We start from the raw sequence: 21734 nt of genomic DNA, 5'->3' as shown, positions 1-21734 counted from the left end.
ATGGCACGAATTATACTAGATACCGATATCGGGAGCGACGTGGATGACGCTATGGCGCTGGCGCTGGCCATGCATTCGGAAGAAATTCAAATCGAGGGCGTCACGACGGTCTACGGCAATGTAGATCTGCGTGCCCGCATGGCGAAGAAGATGCTGCAATACGGCGGACATCCCGAAGTGCGCGTATACGCGGGCCTCAACAGGACGCTCCTGGACAACCGCGAGATCTGGATGGCCGGCCATGAGGGCGATGGACTTCTGGCGGAGGACGACCAATTGGAATATGAGGACCGTCATGCAGTCGATTTCATTATCGATACCGTTATGAGCAATCCTGGAGAGATCACGCTGGTGGCGATCGGTCCGCTGACGAATATTGCGGCTTGTCTGATTCGCGAGCCTCGCCTCGCCCAGAGTGTAAAGGAAATCGTCATTATGGGCGGTGTAACCCGTCTTGGCGACAACGGCAAGCATATGCGGATCGTCGAGCACAACATCGTTTGCGATCCGGAAGCGGCTTCGCTCGTATTCCGCAGCGGCGCTCCGATTCTGATGGCGGGACTTGATGTGACGCTCAAAGTCATTATTACGGAAGCGGAGAGAGCGAAGCTGCATGCCTCCGGCGATCCGCTGAATATGGCGCTTGCCCGTATGATCGGCAAATGGTTCGAATTTGCCAAGGAAGAGAAATCGTTCATGCACGATCCGCTTACGATCGCGCTGCTCATCGATCGCACGCTCGTGCGCACAGAGCGCATGAATATTCGCGTGGAGTATGATCATCGTCCACAGACGGGGCAGACGGTCGCAACGCTCGACGAGAACGGCAACGTCGAGGTTTGCCTCGATGTGGATCATAGCCGCGCGGTAGCGCTGCTTATGGAGCGCTTGGTCGACAGAAAGGCCAACGCCGTATGAAGCAGCCGAATATCGTCGTCGTAGGCAGCATGAATATGGATATTGTCGTGAAGACGAATCGATTCCCTGAAGGCGGGGAGACAATTCTGGGTGACGAGATCCACTTTATTCCCGGCGGCAAAGGAGCGAATCAGGCGGTTGCCCTCGCGCGTCTTGGCGCACAGGTAACGATGGTTGGAGCGGTCGGTCTCGATTCATTCGGCCGTACGCTCATGACGGCGATGGCCGACAATGGCGTGAACTGCGACTATATTAAAATCACGGAGCAAGCATCGACCGGCACAGCCTCGATTACGCTTACGCCCGACGAAAATAATATTGTGGTGGTGCCGGGAGCGAATGCGAAGCTGAGTGCTAATGACGTCAAGCAGGTTGAAACGCTTATTCAAGCTGCGGATGCTGTTCTGCTGCAGCTGGAGATTCCGCTGGAGACGGTGGAGTATGCCGCGCAGCTAGCGGAGAAATACGGCAAAATAGTCATCTTGAATCCAGCGCCGGCGCGTCCGCTGCCGGAGAGTCTGCTGAAGCGGGTGCATGTGATTACGCCGAATCGCACGGAGCTGGAGGCTCTGACGGAGATGACGCTCGGGGAGCGCCCGCTGGAAGAGGCAGTCGACAAGCTGCTGGAGAGCGGGGTTGGCTGCGTCGTAACGACGTTAGGCTCGGAAGGCTCGTTATGGAAGCGCAGAGACAGCTCGCTGCAGAGACAGTCTGCCTATCGCATGGAAGTTGTTGACACAACCGGCGCAGGGGATGCATTTAACGCGGGACTGGCCTATGATATAAGCGCGGCCCGTGGTATCGGAGACGCAGTTGCCTTTGCCGCGAAGGTATCCGGACTTGCCGTTACAAAATTCGGTGCGCAGGACGGTATGCCGACGATGGAGGAAGTACAGGCATACTTTCATGAATGAGAAGCGAGGGCTGCATGTGAGACAGATGAAAAAAATGATCATCGATGCCGATACGGGTATCGATGACGCGCTTGCCATTCTATACGCGCTGAGATCGCCTTCTATTAAGGTGGAAGGGATTACGACCGTGTTCGGGAACATTAACGTAGATCAAGCGACGGACAATACGCTAAGAATGATTGCACTGGCGGCTCCTGCTTATGAAGTGCCGGTTGCCAAAGGAGCGGGTAAGCCGCTCAAGCGGGGAAAGCCGGAATTTGGCACGCATGTTCATGGCGCGAACGGGATTGGCAATGTGGAGGTAGCGGCTTCCGCCCAGCAGCCGCTGGACGAAGAGGCGGCAGATTTCATATTGCGCAAATCCGAGGAGCTCGCAGGCGAGCTGATCGTGGTGACGCTGGGCCGGCTGACGAATCTGGCGCATGCGATCGAAAAGGACCCTTCCGTATGCGGAAGAATCAAGCATGTATATGTCATGGGTGGAGCGGTAGGCGTTCCTGGCAATATCACTCCGGTATCGGAGGCAAACATATGGGGCGATCCTGAAGCGGCGGAGCTTGTATTTGCTTCCGGCGTTCCGCTCACAATGGTCGGTCTCGACGTGACAATGAAGACGCTGCTGACGGGTGAGCAGCTCGACAGGCTGCAGCAAGCATGCGGGGAAGCAAATGCCGAGATTGTCGATTTCATTCGGGAGTCTCATCGCTTCTACTTCGACTTCTACCGTTCCAGCAACTTCTTTATCGATGCGGCGCCGATTCATGATCCGCTGACCATCTTGGTAGCGGAAGATCCGTCGATCGTGACTACGCAACAGATGAATGTCAAGGTTGTTTGCGACAGCGAGCTGTGCGCAGGCATGACGGTTGCCGATTTGCGCCGCAGATCATTGGTCGGCTCGCCGATTCAAGTATGCACCGAGGTGAACGCTGCTTTGGCTGTTGATCGCTTATTGCACGCATTTATATAAGATCATCTACAAATTAGCAGAATACTGTAAAGTGTAAGAAAAAGAGCTGTAATTATCAGCCTCATTGTAATAGCTCAATCGCAATCGTTCATTCATGTTTAACCCCTTGTTCGGAGCCCGTGCTGAATGCACGGGTTTTTTTGCTCTCGATCGGTGTTCATAAAAGCATGACGCCCTCCCGCCCCCGATATACATAATTAGATGGAATCTTTTTTTGAGTTCGGGCATGGACAGGAAGGGTGGTTGGAGCATGGCAGTGGATTGCGCCATTATCGGCGGCGGACCGGCAGGGATGAATGCAGCGCTGGTGCTAGGCAGAGCCAGAAGAAGTGTAATGGTATTCGACGATAATCGGCCGCGCAATGCGGTGACCCGACATACGCACGGCTTCCTGACCAGGGATGGCGTGACGCCCGGCGAGCTGAGAGGGCTGGCGCAGAGGGAGCTAGCGGCTTATCAGACTGTAACGGTGAATCGGCAACGGGTGACGGATATTCGCCGCGCGGGTGCCGGGTTTCATATAGGAACGGGTGATGGCGCATGGTATGCTGCCCGCAAGGTGCTGCTGGCGACGGGGCTTCGGGAGACGCTGCCGCCGATACCGGGTATCGGCAGCTACTACGGCCGAAGCTTGTTCAACTGTCCGTACTGCGATGGCTGGGAGCTGCGCGACCGCCCGTTGATTGTGATTGCCGACGGCATGAACGCATTTACGCTGACCAGACTCGCTTATCAGTGGAGCAAGGATCTCATTCTGTGCACGAACGGCGCAAGACGTACAATGTCTGATGAAGAACGGCTTAAGCTGCAAAGCCGCGGAATCCGGGTAAGCAGAGAGCGCGTCGTGGAACTGGAGGGTGAGGACGGAGAGCTGCGCTCTGTTCGGCTTGAGAGCGGCTTGCGAGTACGGCGCACCGGCGGCTTCGTATCGCCGATCTGGCGGCAGGCTGCACCGTTCGGGGATTGGCTCGGCTGTGCGGCGAATGAACAAGGCGGCATACAAACCGACCGGTTAGGTCGTACGAGCGTGTACGGCATCTATGCTGCGGGCGATTCCTCGGTCATTGCGCCCGCACAAGCTGTCATTGCGGCGGGAGAGGGCAGCAAGGCCGCGATCGGAATTAACGCGGATTTGATTCAGGAGGATTTTTGAGTGATTTCGCCCTCGCAAACTTCTGGCGAAGAGCGACGCCTCGCGAATGGGGATGCTGCACGATGGCGGTTAATTGCGGCTATGGTGAGTGTATCTTCTTTAACGGGAAGAAATGCGGGTAGGCAAATGTGAATGGATTGGATATAATAGGCGGCAATTAGAGTCTTATCCGGCAACAGTAGTCAGTAGGCAGGATGGGGCATATTTTGGGGAGGACGGATTTTGATGTTTTTTTTGATAGTTGTCATACCGATCTTGGGCATCATGCTGTACATCAATACCGTAACGCTGCTCAAGCATATAAAAGAAGGCAAGAATACCGCGCGACAAACATGTTTGGGTGCGGCGCTAACGGGACTAATTCTATTTTTGTCTATTGTGCTGATTATAAATATTCACTGAAACGATCCAGCTTAAGATCATCAAGGCAAAGTTCATCAAGGCAAAAATCATCAAGCTAATCCATAGCAGTATTCATCAGGTGTTCAGCTTGCGCCGCAAAATATCCTTATGGTGTTCCTTCAGCAGCTCGAATTGCTTCTTGCGATGGCCGTTGGCGCCGGATGGATGAGGGAAGCCGAATAAGCAGCGTTCATGAATCCGTTCCCCTGGGAGCGGCTTTTCGTCGTCGATGTAATGCAATACGTCCGAGACGGATTTGCCGAGCGGAATAATGACGGAGTTCTCTACCATCGCAAGCTCTAAGGCAAAGTCGTGAAGTGCATACTTCCGAATCAGGTTGGATGATAGCATTCGCGGCTGATGGCCGGTGTAGTTATCCCCTTTGCGAAATAGCGGGTAACGGATGACAGAAGTCGTATGAATCAGCTCACGGCGGTCGCCGAAGAGTTCGCTGCTGTCTGAGACGCCGAGCAATTCCGGCAAGCCCAGCTCGTTCAGCATGTCTATCAGATGTCGGCGCATCGTTCCGGCGAAGCTGGCGACGTACTTTGCTCTCCGATCGATGTCGGATAAGCTGATGCCGGAAGCCAGGTCATCCTTGGCTTGAAGGAGCGACAGCGACATTTGGGTAAAACCCGGAGTAATGCCGACGATGGTGACCATAGCAGTTGGATTGATGTAATCGTAGGGTGCGTAGTACAAGGAAAGGTCGTTTTCACGATCCAGCAGAAGGTCATCTATGAGAAGGTCTTCGCGTTGCCAAGGTCGATCGGGAAGCCCGGCAATTATGCTCTGATATGTAGCTAACTTCGATTGTGCCAATCCATCCGCCTCCGTAACATTTCGTTTAAGTAACTGGATATTGTGATTGTGTGCAGCTTATCTTATTATGCCATTTATTCGATATAGTTGGCGGACAATCTATGCTGCAAGCCGAGAAAGTCGGCTTAGAGAGCCGCCCGAGCGGGAAATGGAGCTGCAAGCCGAGAAACTCGGCTTAGAAGAGCTACCCGTGCGGGAAATGGAGCTGTAAGCCGAGAAATTCGGCTTAGAGAGCCGCTCGAGCGGGAAAAGGATGCTGCAAGCCGAGAAATTCGGCTTAGAGAGCCGCTCGAGCTGGCCAAGGATGCTGCAAGCAGAGAAACTCGGCTTAGAGGGGCGATCGAGCTGGCTGGGGAAGCTGCAAGCCGAGAAACTCGGCTTAGAGGGCTGCCTGAGCTGGCCGGGAATGCTGCAAGCAGAGAATCTCGGCTTAGAGGGCTGCCCGAGCGGGAAAAGGATGCTGCAAGCCGAGAAAGTCGGCTTAGCGAGCCGCCCGAGCGGGAAATGGAGCTGCAAGCCGAGAAACTCGGCTTAGAAGAGCTACCCGTGCGGGAAATGGAGCTGTAAGCCGAGAAATTCGGCTTAGAAGAGCTACCCGTGCTGACCAGGGAAGCTGCAAGCCGAGAAACTCGGCTTCTATATAAAAGGAGGGCTGCCACGGCGGGCAGCCCTCCTTACTGCGCTTCCTATTGAAGCGCATCAACTATTTTCTTGCGCAGCTCCGCGCTAAGCGGGCCGCCGTGCGCGAGCTCCAGCGCCCAGACGACCGCGCCTGCGGCGGGCGGCTCCTGGAGCAGGATGAAATTGCATTCGCGTCCTGTCAGCTCCGCTACAATTTCCTTGTAGCGGTCGCGCATGATCGGCGAGGCTGCTTTGACCCATACCGAGCCGGCCATGACGATATCGACAGGCTCCTCGTCGAAGTCCAGGTGGCTGATGCAGCCAACGGTGGAGTAAGCGAGCTGGCGCGCGGAATGCTCCACGATCGCCGATGCGACGGGATCTCCGCTCTCCGCTGATTCGAACAGCAGCGTCACCAGCTCCGTAAAAGGAAGCTTGCGAGTGATGAGCTGCTCCAGCGCATAATCCATAAAGCTTTCCTTATCGTTCACGCCGATCAGCTTCATGGCAGGCGCCGTCATGCTTGTCTCGGGAGCGAGACGGTAGAAGCTGTCATAGATGGCGCGAATGACGCGGCGCGTCAGATAGAAGCCGCCGCCTTCATCGCCGGACAGTTCGCTGCCGACGCCGCCAACTTGCAGGCGTTGCCCAGTTGGCGAGATGCCGCCCGTGCATACGCCGGAGCCGTTGATCGAGCAGATGCCATAGCCCTTGTCGCTGCCAACCTTGATTCCGAGGAACGAGTCGTTGTCCAGCGCATAGGTGGTGAAGCCGATCCGTTCCACCACTTCGTTCAGGTTGCGTTTCTGGACAGGGATGTCCGCACCGGCGAGGCCAAACGCTCCCGTTGCTACATCCTCCATGGACAGGCCGTTTCTCGATAGCAACAGCGTGATTTGTTCATTCATCACCCGATAAGCTTCGGCATAGCTGTCCTTGAATTGCTCGTGACTGCATGTGCCTGAGCGGATATGATCGACCAGCGTGCCGCTAAGATCGAATAAGAAATAGTCCGTTTTGCTGTTGCCGCCGTCGACGCCGATTACATAATTACCTTTCATAGCAGGCTATGCTCCTTATTGATGCTACTTTTTATTTGAATTGAGGCAAATAGTCCTTGTGCGCTTCCTTCAGCTCTTGGAAGCAATCATGCGCCGTCTGGTAGTCACCTACCAACGGGTTCATCATCAGGGCGCGCATGGCTGCCGCTTCGCTTCCTTCTACAGCCGCTGCGACAGTCTCGCGCTCATAAGCCTTCACCATGCGCATGTAGTCGATAATATGCTGGTTGTCGAACTCAGACACGGCGATTGGCTTTGCGCCGTCCTTGCCGATGACAGCGGTCACTTCAATAGCATCGTTGTCTTCCATGAACGGAAGCGCGCCATGGTTCAGCAGGTTCACGACATGCTTCTCTTGCTTGTCGTTGAAGATCGCGTCCACCAGGCTGATCGCCACTTCGGAATAGTTGGCGCCGCCTCGGGAGGAGAGCAGCTCCGGCTTCGAATGCAGCTCCGCGTTCGAATAGATGTCCAGCAGCTCTTCTTCGATCTGCATGCACTTCTCGCCTCGGGACAGCTCGGCGTCCTTTAGCAGCTTCAGTTTTTTATCTTTGAAGTAATAATATTCAAGATAGGAGGATGGGATCGCGCCAACGAGCTGTACCAGCTCCTTGCTAAAGCCAGTGGACGGAATGTTTTTCATCGTTTCGCTGTTCAGACCCATGTCCAGCGCTGTTTTCAAGTAATCCTTGCCGTCTTGCTCAATGGCGGTTACCCAGCTCAGATGGTTCAGACCGATATACGTAAGCTCCGCATTCGGCAGCTCCATGCTTTCGCGGATGCTCTTGTTCATATTGTAAGGAACGTTGCAGAGGCCCAGCATTTTCACATTCGTATGATTCAGAATCGCTTCGGTAATAATACCCGCCGGGTTGGAGAAGTTGATCAGCCAAGCATCCGGACACAGCTCTTCCATCCGTTTTGCAATGTCCAGCATGACCGGAATTGTGCGCATCGCTTTGAAGAAGCCGCCGATGCCGCAAGTTTCTTGTCCGATTAAGCCGTATTTCAGCGGGATTTGCTCATCCAGCACGCGTGCAGGCAGCTTGCCGACGCGAATCTGGCCGAGCACGAAGTCCGCGCCGCGAAGCGCTTCGTCGAGATCCTTCGTCTTGATGACCTGGCAGCTCATGCCCGCTGCCGCTGTCATGCGCTCGCACAGACCGCCAACGATCGATAGCTTCCGGTCATCGATATCCATGAGGGCAAGCTCGTGAAGAGGAAGAGAGTCCTTCCGTTTGATAATGCCCTCCATCAGTTCAGGTGTATACGTGCTGCCAGCGCCGATAATCGCGATTTTAAGCTTTCTCTCCATGTCACTCATCCTTTGCTGCATTAGTAAGGCAAGTATACCACGAGGTACTATTTTCAACAATAAAAATCAGTATGATTGAAAAGTTTTGAAATAAAATTTTAAAAATTGGATATGTATGCAAACGTTTGTGGCGAAAAGTGCTTGTAATTTGTGGCTATTACGTATACTATTTAGTTGCGAAAACATGACACGGAATAGGGAGCGGCACATGGCGATTAATGATAATGTCTTGATTAAAATCCGCGAACGCAAAGACAGTCTGACGCCTGTTGAACGGCTTGTCGCGGAATATATACTAGCCAATAAAGAAGAAATCCCGCATCTCTCGATCAAAAGCCTTGCGCAAGCGAGCAAGACGAGCGATGCGTCTGTCCTGCGCTTCTGCAAGACGATGGGCTACAACGGCTACCGCAGCTTCATCGTCAGCATCTCGGCTTCGCTTGGCTCGATGGATGAGGATTCGGGCGACCAATATACAGATATCCAGCCCGGAGATGAGCTTATGACGATCATCTCCAATATTAGCCGGAACAATATGCGTTCTATCGAGGATACGCTGAGCGTGCTCGACCGATCCGCCGTGGAGCGGGCTGTCCTTGCGCTGCGCACGAGCAAGCGGATTATCTTCTTTGGAATCGGCGCTTCCGGACTCGTAGCGCAGGATGCAGAGCAGAAGTTCACGCGCATCAATATGATGTGCCATGCCTTTCTGGACGGACACAGCCAGCTAACGGCCGCTGCGCTGCTGACGAAGGACGATGTGGCGATCTTCATCTCCAATTCCGGCGATACGATCGAAATTCTGGATTCACTCGAAATTGCGAAGAAGAACGGCGCGCATATCGTAGCGATCACCAAGTACGGCAAGAGCGAGCTCTCCAGCCGAGCGGATACGCTGCTCAGCATCTCTACGCCGGAGATATCCATCCGAAGCGGAGCTATGGGCTCCCGCATCGCGATGCTGACGATCATCGATATGCTGTTTGCCGGCGTAGCAAGCGCCGATTATCAGCAAGTGAAGAAATATTTGTCCAAGAGCCGCAGCATCATTGCGAACAAGCGGAGAAGATAACGAAGCCGCGTAAATGGTAGTTGATAACAACCACTGTCCTTCAGGACGGTGGTTTTTTATTTCAGCCAAGAGGAAGGCTAAGAAGCGACTCTATGACGGCTTCCTAAAGGGAAAAACGGCTGTGCTGCTTTCGACAAAGACTGTGCAAGGGGTACAATTTGTGATATAAAATGCCAAATATAAGTTTCAAATTAAAAATTTATTTCAAAATCTATTGACGAGAATGAAATAAAAGTTTTAATATAGAGTCAGCAACACAACAGAAATGAAACGATCACTCGGGCTGACACACGGAAACGAACCCAAGCCATGATCACGTTAGGGGAATCACTATGAATGACTATCTTGCAAGCTTAACGACGGAGGGGATTAATGCCGAAACGGCCATGATTGACGAGTTGACGACAGAGCAAATGTTGAAACTCATCAATCAGGAAGACGCGACGGTGCCTACAGCGGTCGCCGCTGAGCTGCCTCAAATTGCAGCTGCGGTGGAAGCGCTTCATCGGGTGCTGGCAAGCGGGGGCCGTATGTTCTACATCGGCGCGGGAACATCGGGAAGACTTGGTGTGCTTGACGCTTCAGAATGTCCACCGACCTTCGGAACCGATCCCTCATTGGTACAGGGTCATATCGCAGGCGGAGACATCGCACTGCGGGTAGCTGTGGAAGGCTGTGAAGATGACGGAGAAGAAGGAAAAGCGCTGATCGATCGCATTGGTGTAACGGCGGGTGACGCGGTAATCGGAATTTCCGCAAGCGGAAGCGCCGCTTTCGTCATTGAAGGACTGCGAAGAGCAGGCGAGATCGGTGCGACGACGATTAGCGTCGTGAACAACAAAGGAACGAAGCTTGGCGAAGTAAGCTCCATTACAATTGCGCCGGTTGTTGGACCGGAGGTCATTGCGGGCTCGACGAGATTGAAAGCGGGGACCGCACAGAAGCTTGTGCTGAACATGCTGACGACGGGCACGATGGTGAAGCTGGGCAAGACGTACAATAACTTGATGGTCGATATGAAGGCCAGCAACAAAAAGCTGTATGATCGTGCAGTGCGCATGATCAGAATGACGACCGGGGTTGACCACGACACGGCCATGGACACATTACAGCAAGCGGCTATGGACTGCAAGCTGGCGATCATGATGATCAAGTCCGGGCTTAAAGCCGATGAGGCGCGGAAGTTGCTGTCTGATTGCGGAGGCAGCCTGAAGAAAGCTATTCGCGTTTGCGCTAAAGTGATGTAAGCTTGCTTGGCCGGATGTGGGTATATAGAATTAAATGATTAAAGGGAGGATCTTAGCAATGAAAAGAAAAACGAAATTTGCTGCATCTGTTTTGGCTCTCATGCTTTCTGTAGGCGCACTTTCCGCTTGCGGATCCAGTAACAACAACAATGCTGGACCAAGCAACTCGCCTAGCCCGACCGCTTCCACTGGTACGGAAGGCGAAGCTGCTAAAGACACCATCACGGCGCTGCTTCCGCCGGTGTCTCCTAAGTACCAAGAGAACTTCAAGCAAATGGAAGCCGACTTCAACAAGCTTTATCCTAACCTGACTTTGAAAATCGAACCTGCAAGCTGGGAAGATATGACGCAAAAGCTTGATACGCAAGTGAACGCGGGCAGCCCTCCTGATCTTGCTTTCATGGGCTCAGACGGTATTTCCAAGTATGCGCAAATGGGCATGCTGATGGATATTAAAGACCTGGTTACACCAGAGATGGTAGCTGACTTCGACGAAGCTCCGCTGGAATACATGAAGAATGGCGAAGGTCTGTACGGCTTGCCAGGTTACATGGAAGTTCACTCTATTGGCGGCAACAAGCAAATGCTTGAGGAAGCGGGAATCGACTGGAAGAAAGTACAGCAAGAAGGCTGGACTTATGAAGAGTTCCGTGAAGCGATCAAAGCTGGCGTCAAAACGGAAAACGGCAAAACGCGTTACGGTTTCGTATTCGCAACAGCTGGTGTAGCTTCCAAGGACTACCTGAGCATTTTGGTGAAAAATGCCGGTATGCCATCCCCATTCACTAAAGATCATAAATATGCGTACACAAGCAAAAACTATCTGGAAGTTTTGAAAGCGATTCGCCAAATGATCGACGACGGCTCCATGCCGAAAGAGCTGAGCTCCGTTGACGCCGGCAAACGCTGGAACATGTTCCTGACAGGTCAAACGATGATCACGGGTAAAGGTCTGGCGGTATTCGAAAACTCCGCTAACCAAAACAACAAGAAAATCGAAGCAAACGATGGAAGCGCTGTTGCAGACAGCATCGCTGTAGATTACATTGCATTGCCAGTGCCTTCCTTCGCGGGCCAAGAAGCGGTATCCCATGCCGTTGTTGACGGATATGTAGCGTTCCGCGGCAAGAAAGAGCCAACTGAAGAGCATAAAGCAAACATTGTTAAAGCAGCTTACTTCCTGGCAAGCGGCCAAGTAGCAGCTACAACAAATGCGGACCTGTTCGCAGCTCATATCACGAACAGCGCTCGTGAAATCGCTAAAACAATGGAATCCACTCGTAACCCTGACAACATCGCGGCTGTTGAGAAAATGCTGGAGCACGCTGCACCGGCACGTCCTGACATCCCTGTAGAGCTGGGCGCGAAAGCGATCAAAGTAGAAAACGAAGTTGTCATTCCGAAGCTGCAAGCCTTGCTTGCTGGCGAGATTTCGCCGGAAGAGATGTACGAAGCAGTGAAGAAAGCTGCAATCGATGCCTTTGGCGCAGATGGAGTTGTACAAGAGTAATACAGTTCAATCCCATCGTATGCATTCGAGGGTGAGCGACCGCGTTTGAGCGGAGGTTTTGATCGCCGATTTAATTCGGCAAGATTAACGCTCGGATAGCCGCCCCCTGATCGGGGGGGCTATCCGATTATGTTTTCGGTGAAGTCAGCGGTAGTGAAAGGAGTCCTGAATGATGGCTCGAGCATCAAGCATCAAGAATCGTCTTAATAAGGGCGATAGCGTATGGGCGTACGGATTTATTGCAGTAGCGCTCGTCGTATATGCGCTATTCACAGCGTATCCCGTTATAAGTGCACTACTTATCAGTTTTCAGGAATACCGTCCATTAGGCTCCAGCTATATTGGAATTGACAATTACGCGAGTATCTTCGAGAGCGAGCTCTTTGGCAAAGCTTTGTGGAACACGCTAGTCTATACGTTACTGACGGTTCCGGTTGCGCTGATTCTCTCATTCGGTGTTGCCATTATGATTATGCCACTTAAGAAATGGGCACAGACAACGTTCAAGGCAATCTATTACTTGCCAGCAGTTGCATCCGGCGTAGCGTTGTCCGTTGTATGGCTTTGGATCTACGATCCAATGCCGGGCGGCATACTCAATCAGCTGATCGGACTTGTCGGCATCGAGAATCAGAACTGGCTGGGCTCCAGCTCAACGTCCATGTTCTCTCTCGTGCTGATGTCCTGGCTATCCAGCCACGGAACGAGCATCATCATCTATGTAGCCGCGCTGCTCGGCATCGACGAAAGCTACTATGAAGCGGCGGAGATTGATGGCGCAACGTTCTGGCAGAAGATGTGGCATATCGTGATTCCATGTTTGAAGCCAACCACTTTGTTCTTGCTCGTAACCGGCGTTATCGGCTCCTTCCAGGTATTCCAGAATGCATACCTGATGACAGGCGGCGGACCGGACCATTCCACAACAATGGTGGGCTTGCTTATCTTTGATACGGCGTTCAAATATTTTGAATTCGGCAAAGCGGCGGCTCAATCGCTTGTCCTTGCCTTGATTATCGGCATCATCGCGTTTATCCAGTTCAAGTTCCTGGGCAAAGACGTGGAATACTAGTAGAAGGAGGGACCCGAATTGGCCCTGTTTAACAACCACTTGGGAAATCGCGCAGCCAGATACACACGCAACACGATCATTGTTGTCCTCCTTCTGCTGTTCGCGTTAGCGACTTTGTTCCCTATTTATTTCATGATTATGTCTTCCTTCGGGGACCCCGTAGAAGCCGGAGCGATCAGCTATTCGATCTGGCCAAGCAAGTTCTCGTTCGAATCGTATAAGTTCTTCTTCCAATTCAGTGAATATTCCTATCGCTGGTTATTGAACTCTTTAATTGTCGCTACAGTCGTCATGGTTTCTAACGTCATATTCGCCACGATGGCGGGTTATGCGTTCGCGAAGATCAACTTCAGGGGCCGCAATGTGCTGTTCGCCGTCTTGCTGGCAGCGATGATGATCCCTTATCAAGTAACACAAGTTCCCTTGTACATTCTGATCGTGAACATTTTCGAGATCCAGAATACGTACCAAGCACTCATCATGCCTTCACTCGTTACGGTCTATAATATTTTCTTGGCGAAGCAGTTCATGAGCTCGATTCCGAAGGAAGTATTGGAGAGCGCCAAGGTAGAGGGTGCAAGCCAGTTCAGAATTTTGACCAAAATCATTATGCCTTTGTCCAAAACCGTTATGGCCGTTATGGCGATCCTGACATTCATGGAAAATTGGAATACGTTCTTCTGGCCGTTCCTGGTCACGAACACCATGGATATGCAGACGATCCAGGTCGGTCTGAAAAACTTCCGCTTCGCCAACACGACATTCTTTGCTCCAATGATGGCGGGCGCGACGATTTCGGCGGTTCCGATGTTCATTCTGTTCTTCAGCCTGCAGCGTTACTTCCTGGAGGGTGTAACAGTCGGCGCGGTCAAAGGTTAACATTTGCGCTTACAAGGCTGCGGCTCCTGCCGCAGCCTTGGTATTAGGCAGGGTTTATGGAAGAGGAGGGACAGCATGATCGCAGCCTGGAATGAGCGATACCGCTCGGAAGTGATCGATTTGTGGAATAAGGAAGCCGTTAAGGACAGCTACAAGGAGATGACGGAAGAGGATTTCTCCCGGATCTTCACGAATCATGCCAACTTCGATCCGGCCTGCACGTTCGTATGGCTGGAAGATGGACGAGTAACGGGCTTTGCCTGCGGCTGTACGGGAGACGAGCTTCCGCTCGGCGACGTAGCCGGATATATCACCTGCATCGTGCTGGATTCGGCTTCAGAGAAGCAGGACCGTTATGCCGGATTGCTCAAGGCCATGGAGGATCGCTTCCTGGAGCTGGGCAAGCGGCAGGCGGAGGTCCTGTTCTTTAATCCGATGCAATTGCCTTGGTACATCCCGGATACGGACCGCCATGAGCATAATAATGCGCCGGGCGTGCCTGTCGGAAGCGGCCTGCATCAGTTTCTGCTGCAGGAGGGTTACGCGGAGCGGGCGACGCAATGCGCGATGTATCTGAAGCTTGGAGCCTTCGAGGTGCCGGAGAGTATTCTGGCGAAGGAAGAGAAGGCTGCAGCCGATGGCTATGCCGTCGAGTTGCTGGATGCAGCGAAGCATACCGGACTTGCAGAAATGCTGGAGACACTTGGCAATCCGCTATGGAAGAGAGAGATCGGCGGCAGTGCTGAGTCGGGTACGCCGGTTGTTATCGCGGCGCATGAAGGGAAGACGGTCGGCTTTGCCGGACCGGTGATCAGGCAGCCTAACGGCCGCGGCTATTTTGCCGGGATCGGGGTTACGCCTGAGCATGAGGGCCATGGACTTGGCTCCAGCCTGTTCTTCCGTCTATGCGAAGCTTTTCAGAATATTGGCACTGACTATATGTCGTTGTATACAGGCAGCAACAATCCTGCCATACGCATCTATGAGAAAGCCGGATTTCAGACGGTGAAAACATTCGCTATCATGAGGAAGGAGCTTGTATAACCATGAGTGAGAGACAACCGATTACGATTCTGGGCATTGGCGCCCATGTTGGTGACGTAGAGCTAGTCGCTGGAGGCGTGCTTGCAAGCCACTATCTGAAAGGTGACAAGATTGCTACGCTGGCGCTGACAGCGGGCGAGCGCGGCGTGCCGGACTGGCAGGACGTGAATGAATACCGGGAGCAAAAAGTACGCGAGGCGCATACCTTCGCGGGTATGCTGGGCGGCGAGGCACGTGTATTCGAGATTCCGGACGGCGAGATTCCGGATGATCAAGAGATTCGTTTGCGCGTCTGTGATGTGATTCGCGAAGTGAAGCCGAACATCATCATTACGCATCATTGCAACAGCATGCATAAGGACCATGCAACCACGCATCGCATCGTTAACGACGCGCGTTTCTTCGCCGGTCTGCGGGCGATGGAGCGCGAGCATCCGGCGCATTTTGCAGCGAAGCTGTATTATGGCGAGAACTGGGAGGATGCGGTTGACTATGTTCCTTATGTCTACGTGGACTTCCATCAAGAAGCGTTCGACCTGTGGATTGAGGCACTGTCCACTCATTGGTTCGTAACCGGCAGCAAATCATTCAATTATATGGATTACTACAAATCTCTTGCCCGCGTAAGAGGCCTGGAAGCAAGGAAGGAATATGCGGAGACTTTCATGATTCCAGCCGAGACGATGCGCTTGCGTCAATCCGAGCTGTAATGAAGGGATCAAGAGGAGAAGCTTATGATACGCAACGGAATTGACAATCTCGATGCTTATGCCGATCTGTTCCGCGGCAAGCGGCTTGGTCTTATTACGGCACCGACCGGGCTGAATGCGGAGTTTCGTTCAACCATTGATATCCTGCATGAGAAATTCCATCTTGCGGCTATGTTTTCCCCCGAGCACGGCGTTCGGGGAGATCTGGCCGCAGGGGCGCTGGTCGATACGTATGAGGACCCTGCGACCGGCGTGCCAGTATACAGCTTGTACCGGAAGGATTCCAAACGTTTGACTCCGGAGATGCTGGACGCTGTTGATATGGTCGTCTATGATATTCAAGATGTTGGCGCTCGCTATTATACGTTTATCTACACGATGCTCTATGCGCTGGAAGACTGTGCGAAGGCAGGCAAGCCTTTTGTCGTTCTGGATCGGATGAATCCGCTGGATGGCATAACGGTGGAAGGGAATGTGCTGAAGGAAGGCTTCACATCATTTGTCGGCAATTATCCGCTGGCGGTACGTTACGGGCTAACGGCTGGCGAGGTAGCTACGATGGCTAACAGCGAGACAAACTTAGGTGCCGAGTTATATGTCGTGCCTTGTGAGGGCTGGAGCCGCACCATGACATTCTCGGAGACGGGACTCGCATGGATCCCGCCCTCCATGGGCATTCCGCGCTTTCATACGGCGCTGCTCTATCCGGGTACGTGTCTGTTCGAGGGAACGAATCTTTCGGAGGGACGCGGCACGACAGCTCCGTTCGAGCTGATCGGGGCTCCGTTCGTAGATGCGGAGCTGCTCGCGAAGGAGATGAACGCCAAAGGCTTGCCGGGCGTATATTTCCGCCCGTCCTACTTCAAGCCGACCTTCTCGAAGCATGAGGGCGAGCTTTGTAGAGGCGTGTATGTGCATGTGCTCGATGAGCGTGCGCTCAGGCCGGTGGAATTGGGCGTCGAGCTGCTGTTCACCGTGAAGAAGCTGTTCCCGGAATTTGCATTTCTGCCTCCTGTGAAGGAGCACGGAAGACCGTTCATCGATCTGCTGTGCGGTGACAATGTGTACCGCGGGGAATCGGTTGACGTTCCGGCGCTGCTGGAGCGGTTCCGCGAGGAAAGCCGCTCCTTCGAGGCGCGCAAGGCGCAATTCCACTTATACTAATGACAACGAAGCCGGAGTGATTCGAACATGAGATACGTTGCAGGACTGGATGGCGGAGGCACGAAGACGGCAGTAACGATCGCGGATGAGAACGGTTCGATCGTACACGAATTTGCCGTCGGCGCCTTGAACTATAACGGCCAAGATGAAGCCAGCGTAAGAGCGGCTCTTGCCGAAATCTGCGCGGAGATTGGCCGGGCTTTGCCAGGCGGCCTTGCTGCTTGCTCGGTCATTTGCCTGGGCGCGGCGGGCATCAGCAATCCTGTCGTCAGCGGCTTGATGACCTCAGGCCTGCGTGAAGGCGGTTATCAGGGCGAGCTGGTGCTGGTAGGCGATCATGAGACCGCGCTATGCGGGGCGCATGATGGCTTGTACGGCGCTATTCTGATTGCAGGTACAGGCTCCATTGCTTACGGCCGCAATAGGAACGGTGACACGCATCGCGCAGGCGGCTTCGGACATCTCATTGACGATGAGGGCAGCGGCTACAGCATTGGCCGCGACCTGCTGTCAGCGGTAGTCCGCGCGTTCGACGGACGTGAGGATCCCTCCATCATAACGGATCTGGTATACGAGCGGCTCGGAATTGGCTCTGTACGCGAGATCGTTGGATTCGTCTACGATAAAAACCGGAATAAAAAAGAGATCGCTGCAATCGCACCGCTCTTGTCGGTGGCTTGCGAAAACGGGGATCGGACGGCTCTGCGTATCGCGCAGAAGAATGCGGAAGCTCTTGCCGAGACTGCCTCGGCAGTGATTGAGCAATTAGGCCTGCAGAATGGGGAGCTTGCGCTGCTCGGCAGCGTACTGACGCGCAATCGTCATGTGCGGGAGATGTTCGTGGAGTCGATGAGCCGCCTGCAGCCGAAGCTAAGCTGTATCGAGCCGAAGCGTGACGCATCCTATGGTGCCGTATTGCTCGCGCTGGAGAAGCTGAAAGACGAGATAGGCTAGGGCGGCATGAGCCGCAGCCGCTGGAGAGGATGAAGCGTCCCTTCCGATGGCAGCTGGCAGAAGTTGCAGTGCGGTGAGGCCGGCAGAACGATCTGTCGGCCTCTTGCCGTATCAAGGCAGATTGGCTAGAGCTGCCTGCAGGCCTCGATGGTCACGCAGGCGGGAACTGACTAAGAACGATAAGGAGAGTGGCGGAGCATGCTGGCAGGATTGGCGGGGAAAGCATCTGTTATTGGCATTGGTCTGATGTCTGGCACATCACTGGACGGAGTGGATGCCGCTGTAGTCAAGATAGAAGGAAGCGGACTGCAATCCAAGGTTCATCTGTTGCATTATTATACGAAGCCCTATGATGATGAATTGCGTGCGCGAATCAAGGATCTGTGCGATCCTGCGACGTCCAATGTCATGAGCATATGCGGCATGAATGTCTATATGGGCGAAGTGTTTGCGGATGCGGCAATCGAGGCGGCGCGCGAGGCTGGTCTGGCGCAGGAAGAGATCGATTTCGTCAGCTCGCACGGACAGACGATCTGGCATATGCCGGAGGGGACGGAGCAGGATCGTTACCTGCGCCGTTCCACGCTGCAGATTGGCGACTTGTCGGTCATCGCCAAGCGGACCGGCTGGCTTACCGCGGGCGATTTCCGTCCTGCCGATATGGCCGTAGGCGGCCAAGGCGCCCCTCTGGTCCCGTATGGCGATCTGATCCTGTTCGGAAACCGGGACAAGGGCAGGCTGCTGCAAAATATAGGAGGCATCGGCAACTGTACGGCTCTGCCGCCAGGGGCGGGAGCGGAAGACGTATTCGCCTTCGATACCGGTCCGGGCAATATGATTATGGATCAGACAGTGCTGACGCTTACCGACGGACGTCTGAGCTATGACGAAGGCGGCGCATGGGCAGCCCTTGGCACATCGGATGAGGAGCTGCTGGCTGAGCTGCTCTCGCATCCTTACTTCCGCCAGCTTCCGCCGAAGTCGACGGGCCGGGAGCTGTTCGGCGCAGCGTATACGGAAGCGTTCCTGCGCAGAGCAGGGGAGCGGGGGCTGCATGCAGCGGATATTGTAGCAACAGCGACGGCGTTCACGGCGCATACAATAGCGAATGCTTGCAAGGAGCTTGTTATGCCGCGCTGCCGGATCGACGAGGTCATTGTCAGCGGCGGAGGCGCGCATAACCGCACGCTCATGGCTGCGCTAGCCCGTCTGCTGCCGGAGCAGAGCATTATGAACGCCGGAGCTCTCGGACTGGCTGACGACGCCAAGGAGGCTGTTATCTTCGCATTGCTCGGCCATAGCTTCCTGCGAGGCGAGCCGAACAATGTGCCGGCTGCTACAGGAGCAGCGTACCCGACGGTGATGGGCAAGCTGGCTTTGCCATAAAAGGAACTTGCCGTCCCGCTCTTCAGACCCACAGAAAAGAACCTTCGGACACTCAATGTGATGCTCTCCCCTAAGCCGCTCGCCAGACCAAACTGCGGTCTATCCGAAGGGGGAGTATGGGGCAGCGCATCGCCTGAGAGTTGTCGAAGGTTCTATTTGTGTAGAAAGATAGCCGATCATGTTCGTGCAGCCAGGACTGATCTTAATGATCGGTCAGATAAGGCGGCACGCTGCCTTCGTTCGTCTTCAAGGTCATGCTTCCTCGCGTTACCGTATAGATCATCGAGCGGCTTCCTTCTTCATCGTCTTTGCGCCAATGCTCCCGAAAGGTCACTTCAAATTGTTCATCGCCGACTCGGGCCACGGATGTCTCCCGGGTAACCTTGTAGCCGTCCAGCTCAAGCTGGGTAGCGCCTACTTGCTTCGGGAATAACTCCAGCTCGGTGCCGCTGGTGCCAGAGGTTGCCGCCCTGACGGCGGCTTCTTTCGTAAAGGGCTGCTGCTTGGGTGTCTTATCGTTCGCAAGAGACAACAGGCCGACCCCGGCGATAATCACGAGCGGCAGCGCAATTGAGAGCAGGATGCCGTTTTTGCGCCAACCCTTTTCCGTCATCCAGACAAACAGGCGATCCGTAAGCCAGTAAAGAAAAGCGGCTGAGAGACACAGCCAAGTGAAGCTGGTTGAGCGGAAAGGGATGCTGATCAGAGCGCCGAACAACAGATGCCCGGCAATGGGGAGCACAATCTCCAGTGTGCGGCTGTGCACGCGCCTGTTGATCACAAACTCCAGCGCCATCGATACAAGCGAGCCGTATATCAGTATGATCGGAAACACATATAAGCTAATGAAAGTCGTCCAAGTCATGAATTGATCAAAGCGGGGGAAGGATGCATGCGTCTCTACCCCGGTTAGAATCAAAGACATGTAGATGACGACTGCAGATGAAGTCAAATAAGTTGCAATGGCTTTTCTAATTAGCAAATGCAGGCCTCCTTTCCGAATGTTATCTTCGGCGCCATGCGCGCTTGGTTGCAGTCAAAGCGGCTATAGCGCAGAGCTCTGCCCCATTCGAGGTTGTAGGATATAAGCCGAATGATGTGAAAACGATTGCAGGGGCGGGCAGTCTGCGGCTGCGTATAGGTACATAATGGTTTTAAAAGAAATGAACGCGACGAATGAGAAGCGCACCCCAAAAAAGCTGCCGTGCCAACGGGACGTATTTGTCCGTTTAGCAGGCAGCCTTGTGCAGCCCGGCGCTACTCTGCTTGATAATCCTCGACAATGACTTCCAGCTCGCCCGTCTCAGGATCGATGACGAAGCCGTGTACAGGAATCGCCTTAGGGAACAATGGATGCTTGCGAATCATTCGAACGCTATGCATGACTCCTTCTTCCGCGCTGCTGAAGCCGCGAAGGAACTTCTCCATGCGAATGCCGGAATTCTCCAGCGTCTCGATCGCGAGCGGATCGATACCGTGCTGGCTGAATTTCTCGATCATGCCTTGCGTATCCAGGTTGGTCATGCCGCAGCCGTGATGACCGATCACGAGCACCTCGCGCGCGCCAAGCTCGTATACCGCTACCAGAATGCTCCGCATGGCACTTCCGAAGGGCTGAGTCAGGATGGCGCCAGCGTTCTTAATAAACTTGGCGTCTCCGTTGCGAAGGTTAAGCGCTTTGGGAAGGAGCTCAACGAGTCTGGTGTCCATACAGGTCAGGATGGCTATTTTTTTCTCCGGGAACTTGTCCGTTAAGTAAGCCTCGTATTGTTTTTCCTCGACGAATGTTTTATTGAATGCCATCAATTGTGGAACGATAGACATAGGTGATCCTCCTTTTAACAATTGAAACTCGTACAGAGCGTGCTTTTTTATCTATTATTCATACAATCGCACCACTCGTCAATGAAAGACTATTGACAGGAAACCAAAAGGTTTCGTATTATGGTGAATAGAAACCATTTGGTTTCCTATTGTGTGGTTTAGTGCGCGGAACTGTGTTTTATAGCATAAAACCCTGTCGGGGATGCGAAGAGACGGTATGGCTACTGGCGTCAATCGTGGCCTGCGTCAATTAGAAGGAGTGAATACAGGATGTCGAATGAACAACAGGGAGTACTGGCTGATGTAGTCAAGGAAGTCACGATAAAAGCTCCAATTGCAAAAGTTTGGGAGGCGGTCGCAACGGCGGAGGGAATCGCTGCATGGTTCATGCCGAACAACTTCGAGCCGATACTGGGGCACGAGTTTCAATTAAATGCAGGGCCATTCGGTCATTCGCCATGTAAGGTGCTGGAGCTGGACCCGCCTAATCGCTTGGTCTTTTCCTGGGACAAGGACTGGACGGTAACGTTCGAGTTGGAGGAGGTAGATGAAGGCACTCAATTCACGCTCATCCACGGAGGCTGGAATACGGATACGGTTACCGCTTTCGGAGAGAAGCATGCGGTGGTGAGAGAGCGGATGGCTGGCGGTTGGACGGGTATTGTGCAGAAGCTTGTCCGTACGGTGGAGGGCTGA

General features: G+C 53.6%; 23 protein-coding genes. 18 read left to right on the top strand and 5 right to left on the bottom strand.

The window, feature by feature from the left end; genetic code table 11:
• From D3P07_RS18565 to D3P07_RS27135, 5 genes are all read left to right on the top strand, one after another.
• Positions 1-918, top strand: a complete 918-nt coding sequence (locus D3P07_RS18565) for a nucleoside hydrolase (RefSeq protein ID WP_119801750.1) — start codon at positions 1-3, stop codon at positions 916-918.
• Complete coding sequence (rbsK, locus tag D3P07_RS18560; protein ID WP_119801749.1) at positions 915-1832, top strand: ribokinase; 918 nt, start codon at positions 915-917, stop codon at positions 1830-1832. Before D3P07_RS18565 ends, rbsK begins: the two co-directional genes overlap by 4 nt.
• A complete protein-coding gene (locus D3P07_RS18555; protein ID WP_220482032.1) occupies positions 1825-2802 on the top strand; it encodes a nucleoside hydrolase in 978 nt (325 codons plus the stop codon). Before rbsK ends, D3P07_RS18555 begins: the two co-directional genes overlap by 8 nt.
• 250 nt (positions 2803-3052) lie before the next feature.
• Positions 3053-3955: an NAD(P)/FAD-dependent oxidoreductase gene (locus D3P07_RS18550; protein ID WP_119801748.1), complete on the top strand. Its 903-nt coding sequence runs from the start codon at positions 3053-3055 to the stop codon at positions 3953-3955.
• Between the two features lie 225 nt (positions 3956-4180).
• The gene (locus tag D3P07_RS27135; RefSeq protein ID WP_182914389.1) at positions 4181-4357 is read left to right on the top strand and encodes a hypothetical protein; all 177 of its coding nucleotides are present in this window, start codon (positions 4181-4183) and stop codon (positions 4355-4357) included.
• Between the two features lie 75 nt (positions 4358-4432).
• On the opposite strand, the gene D3P07_RS18545 is transcribed toward D3P07_RS27135, so the two are convergent.
• Positions 4433-5179, bottom strand: a complete 747-nt coding sequence (locus D3P07_RS18545; RefSeq protein ID WP_119801747.1) for a uracil-DNA glycosylase family protein — start codon at positions 5177-5179, stop codon at positions 4433-4435.
• Positions 5180-5432: 253 nt separating this feature from the next.
• Between D3P07_RS18545 and D3P07_RS18540 the strand changes: the two genes are divergently transcribed.
• On the top strand, positions 5433-5714 hold the full coding sequence (locus D3P07_RS18540) for a hypothetical protein (RefSeq protein ID WP_119801746.1): 282 nt from the start codon (positions 5433-5435) through the stop codon (positions 5712-5714).
• A gap of 151 nt (positions 5715-5865) precedes the next feature.
• Here D3P07_RS18540 and D3P07_RS18535 read toward each other — a convergent pair whose 3' ends face one another.
• Both D3P07_RS18535 and D3P07_RS18530 read right to left on the bottom strand, forming a co-directional pair.
• Positions 5866-6861, bottom strand: coding sequence for an N-acetylglucosamine kinase (locus D3P07_RS18535; RefSeq protein WP_119801745.1), 996 nt, complete (start codon positions 6859-6861; stop codon positions 5866-5868).
• A gap of 31 nt (positions 6862-6892) precedes the next feature.
• Entirely contained in the window at positions 6893-8176 is a 1284-nt protein-coding gene (locus D3P07_RS18530; RefSeq protein WP_119801744.1) for a 6-phospho-beta-glucosidase, read from the bottom strand.
• A gap of 208 nt (positions 8177-8384) precedes the next feature.
• Between D3P07_RS18530 and D3P07_RS18525 the strand changes: the two genes are divergently transcribed.
• The 10 genes from D3P07_RS18525 (at position 8385) to D3P07_RS18480 (ending at position 19214) form a co-directional block, all read left to right on the top strand.
• Positions 8385-9248, top strand: a complete 864-nt coding sequence (locus tag D3P07_RS18525) for a MurR/RpiR family transcriptional regulator (protein WP_119801743.1) — start codon at positions 8385-8387, stop codon at positions 9246-9248.
• A 332-nt stretch (positions 9249-9580) separates the two neighbouring features.
• Complete coding sequence (murQ, locus tag D3P07_RS18520) at positions 9581-10495, top strand: N-acetylmuramic acid 6-phosphate etherase (RefSeq protein ID WP_119801742.1); 915 nt, start codon at positions 9581-9583, stop codon at positions 10493-10495.
• A gap of 58 nt (positions 10496-10553) precedes the next feature.
• Positions 10554-12005 (top strand): ABC transporter substrate-binding protein, encoded by a 1452-nt coding sequence (locus D3P07_RS18515; protein WP_119801741.1) that lies wholly within the window; start codon positions 10554-10556, stop codon positions 12003-12005.
• 172 nt (positions 12006-12177) lie between these two features.
• Positions 12178-13077 (top strand): carbohydrate ABC transporter permease, encoded by a 900-nt coding sequence (locus tag D3P07_RS18510; RefSeq protein WP_119801740.1) that lies wholly within the window; start codon positions 12178-12180, stop codon positions 13075-13077.
• Positions 13078-13095: 18 nt separating this feature from the next.
• The gene (locus D3P07_RS18505) at positions 13096-13956 is read left to right on the top strand and encodes a carbohydrate ABC transporter permease (RefSeq protein WP_119801739.1); all 861 of its coding nucleotides are present in this window, start codon (positions 13096-13098) and stop codon (positions 13954-13956) included.
• 75 nt (positions 13957-14031) lie between these two features.
• Positions 14032-15000 (top strand): GNAT family N-acetyltransferase, encoded by a 969-nt coding sequence (locus D3P07_RS18500; protein ID WP_119801738.1) that lies wholly within the window; start codon positions 14032-14034, stop codon positions 14998-15000.
• A 2-nt stretch (positions 15001-15002) separates the two neighbouring features.
• Positions 15003-15710, top strand: a complete 708-nt coding sequence (locus tag D3P07_RS18495) for a PIG-L deacetylase family protein (protein WP_119801737.1) — start codon at positions 15003-15005, stop codon at positions 15708-15710.
• A gap of 24 nt (positions 15711-15734) precedes the next feature.
• A complete protein-coding gene (locus D3P07_RS18490; protein WP_119801736.1) occupies positions 15735-16874 on the top strand; it encodes an exo-beta-N-acetylmuramidase NamZ family protein in 1140 nt (379 codons plus the stop codon).
• Positions 16875-16901: 27 nt separating this feature from the next.
• Positions 16902-17828 (top strand): N-acetylglucosamine kinase, encoded by a 927-nt coding sequence (locus D3P07_RS18485; protein WP_119801735.1) that lies wholly within the window; start codon positions 16902-16904, stop codon positions 17826-17828.
• Positions 17829-18026: 198 nt separating this feature from the next.
• The gene (locus tag D3P07_RS18480; protein ID WP_119801734.1) at positions 18027-19214 is read left to right on the top strand and encodes an anhydro-N-acetylmuramic acid kinase; all 1188 of its coding nucleotides are present in this window, start codon (positions 18027-18029) and stop codon (positions 19212-19214) included.
• A 202-nt stretch (positions 19215-19416) separates the two neighbouring features.
• Here D3P07_RS18480 and D3P07_RS18475 read toward each other — a convergent pair whose 3' ends face one another.
• A complete protein-coding gene (locus D3P07_RS18475; RefSeq protein WP_119801733.1) occupies positions 19417-20196 on the bottom strand; it encodes a hypothetical protein in 780 nt (259 codons plus the stop codon).
• A 44-nt stretch (positions 20197-20240) separates the two neighbouring features.
• On the opposite strand from D3P07_RS18475, the gene D3P07_RS27630 reads away from it, so the two are divergent.
• Positions 20241-20363: a hypothetical protein gene (locus D3P07_RS27630; protein ID WP_259391580.1), complete on the top strand. Its 123-nt coding sequence runs from the start codon at positions 20241-20243 to the stop codon at positions 20361-20363.
• Between the two features lie 108 nt (positions 20364-20471).
• Here the strand turns inward: D3P07_RS27630 and D3P07_RS18470 are convergent, their stop codons facing one another.
• A complete protein-coding gene (locus tag D3P07_RS18470; protein WP_119801732.1) occupies positions 20472-21038 on the bottom strand; it encodes a beta-class carbonic anhydrase in 567 nt (188 codons plus the stop codon).
• Positions 21039-21308: 270 nt separating this feature from the next.
• Between D3P07_RS18470 and D3P07_RS18465 the strand changes: the two genes are divergently transcribed.
• The gene (locus D3P07_RS18465) at positions 21309-21734 is read left to right on the top strand and encodes an SRPBCC family protein (RefSeq protein WP_119801731.1); all 426 of its coding nucleotides are present in this window, start codon (positions 21309-21311) and stop codon (positions 21732-21734) included.

Source organism: Paenibacillus sp. 1011MAR3C5 (assembly GCF_003591485.1).
Taxonomy (GTDB): Bacteria; Bacillota; Bacilli; order Paenibacillales; family Paenibacillaceae; genus Pristimantibacillus.
Note: the sequence above shows the minus strand (reverse complement) of the source record. Positions and strands in the feature narration are given on the sequence as shown.

Coding starts and splice junctions, on each gene's coding strand:
- D3P07_RS18565 (WP_119801750.1), top strand. CDS start 1: ATGGCACGAATTATACTAGATACCGATATCGGGAGCGACGTGGATGAC.
- rbsK (WP_119801749.1), top strand. CDS start 915: ATGAAGCAGCCGAATATCGTCGTCGTAGGCAGCATGAATATGGATATT.
- D3P07_RS18555 (WP_220482032.1), top strand. CDS start 1,825: ATGAATGAGAAGCGAGGGCTGCATGTGAGACAGATGAAAAAAATGATC.
- D3P07_RS18550 (WP_119801748.1), top strand. CDS start 3,053: ATGGCAGTGGATTGCGCCATTATCGGCGGCGGACCGGCAGGGATGAAT.
- D3P07_RS27135 (WP_182914389.1), top strand. CDS start 4,181: ATGTTTTTTTTGATAGTTGTCATACCGATCTTGGGCATCATGCTGTAC.
- D3P07_RS18540 (WP_119801746.1), top strand. CDS start 5,433: ATGCTGCAAGCCGAGAAATTCGGCTTAGAGAGCCGCTCGAGCTGGCCA.
- D3P07_RS18535 (WP_119801745.1), bottom strand. CDS start 6,861: ATGAAAGGTAATTATGTAATCGGCGTCGACGGCGGCAACAGCAAAACG.
- D3P07_RS18530 (WP_119801744.1), bottom strand. CDS start 8,176: ATGGAGAGAAAGCTTAAAATCGCGATTATCGGCGCTGGCAGCACGTAT.
- D3P07_RS18525 (WP_119801743.1), top strand. CDS start 8,385: ATGGCGATTAATGATAATGTCTTGATTAAAATCCGCGAACGCAAAGAC.
- murQ (WP_119801742.1), top strand. CDS start 9,581: ATGAATGACTATCTTGCAAGCTTAACGACGGAGGGGATTAATGCCGAA.
- D3P07_RS18515 (WP_119801741.1), top strand. CDS start 10,554: ATGAAAAGAAAAACGAAATTTGCTGCATCTGTTTTGGCTCTCATGCTT.
- D3P07_RS18510 (WP_119801740.1), top strand. CDS start 12,178: ATGGCTCGAGCATCAAGCATCAAGAATCGTCTTAATAAGGGCGATAGC.
- D3P07_RS18500 (WP_119801738.1), top strand. CDS start 14,032: ATGATCGCAGCCTGGAATGAGCGATACCGCTCGGAAGTGATCGATTTG.
- D3P07_RS18495 (WP_119801737.1), top strand. CDS start 15,003: ATGAGTGAGAGACAACCGATTACGATTCTGGGCATTGGCGCCCATGTT.
- D3P07_RS18490 (WP_119801736.1), top strand. CDS start 15,735: ATGATACGCAACGGAATTGACAATCTCGATGCTTATGCCGATCTGTTC.
- D3P07_RS18485 (WP_119801735.1), top strand. CDS start 16,902: ATGAGATACGTTGCAGGACTGGATGGCGGAGGCACGAAGACGGCAGTA.
- D3P07_RS18480 (WP_119801734.1), top strand. CDS start 18,027: ATGCTGGCAGGATTGGCGGGGAAAGCATCTGTTATTGGCATTGGTCTG.
- D3P07_RS18470 (WP_119801732.1), bottom strand. CDS start 21,038: ATGTCTATCGTTCCACAATTGATGGCATTCAATAAAACATTCGTCGAG.
- D3P07_RS18465 (WP_119801731.1), top strand. CDS start 21,309: ATGTCGAATGAACAACAGGGAGTACTGGCTGATGTAGTCAAGGAAGTC.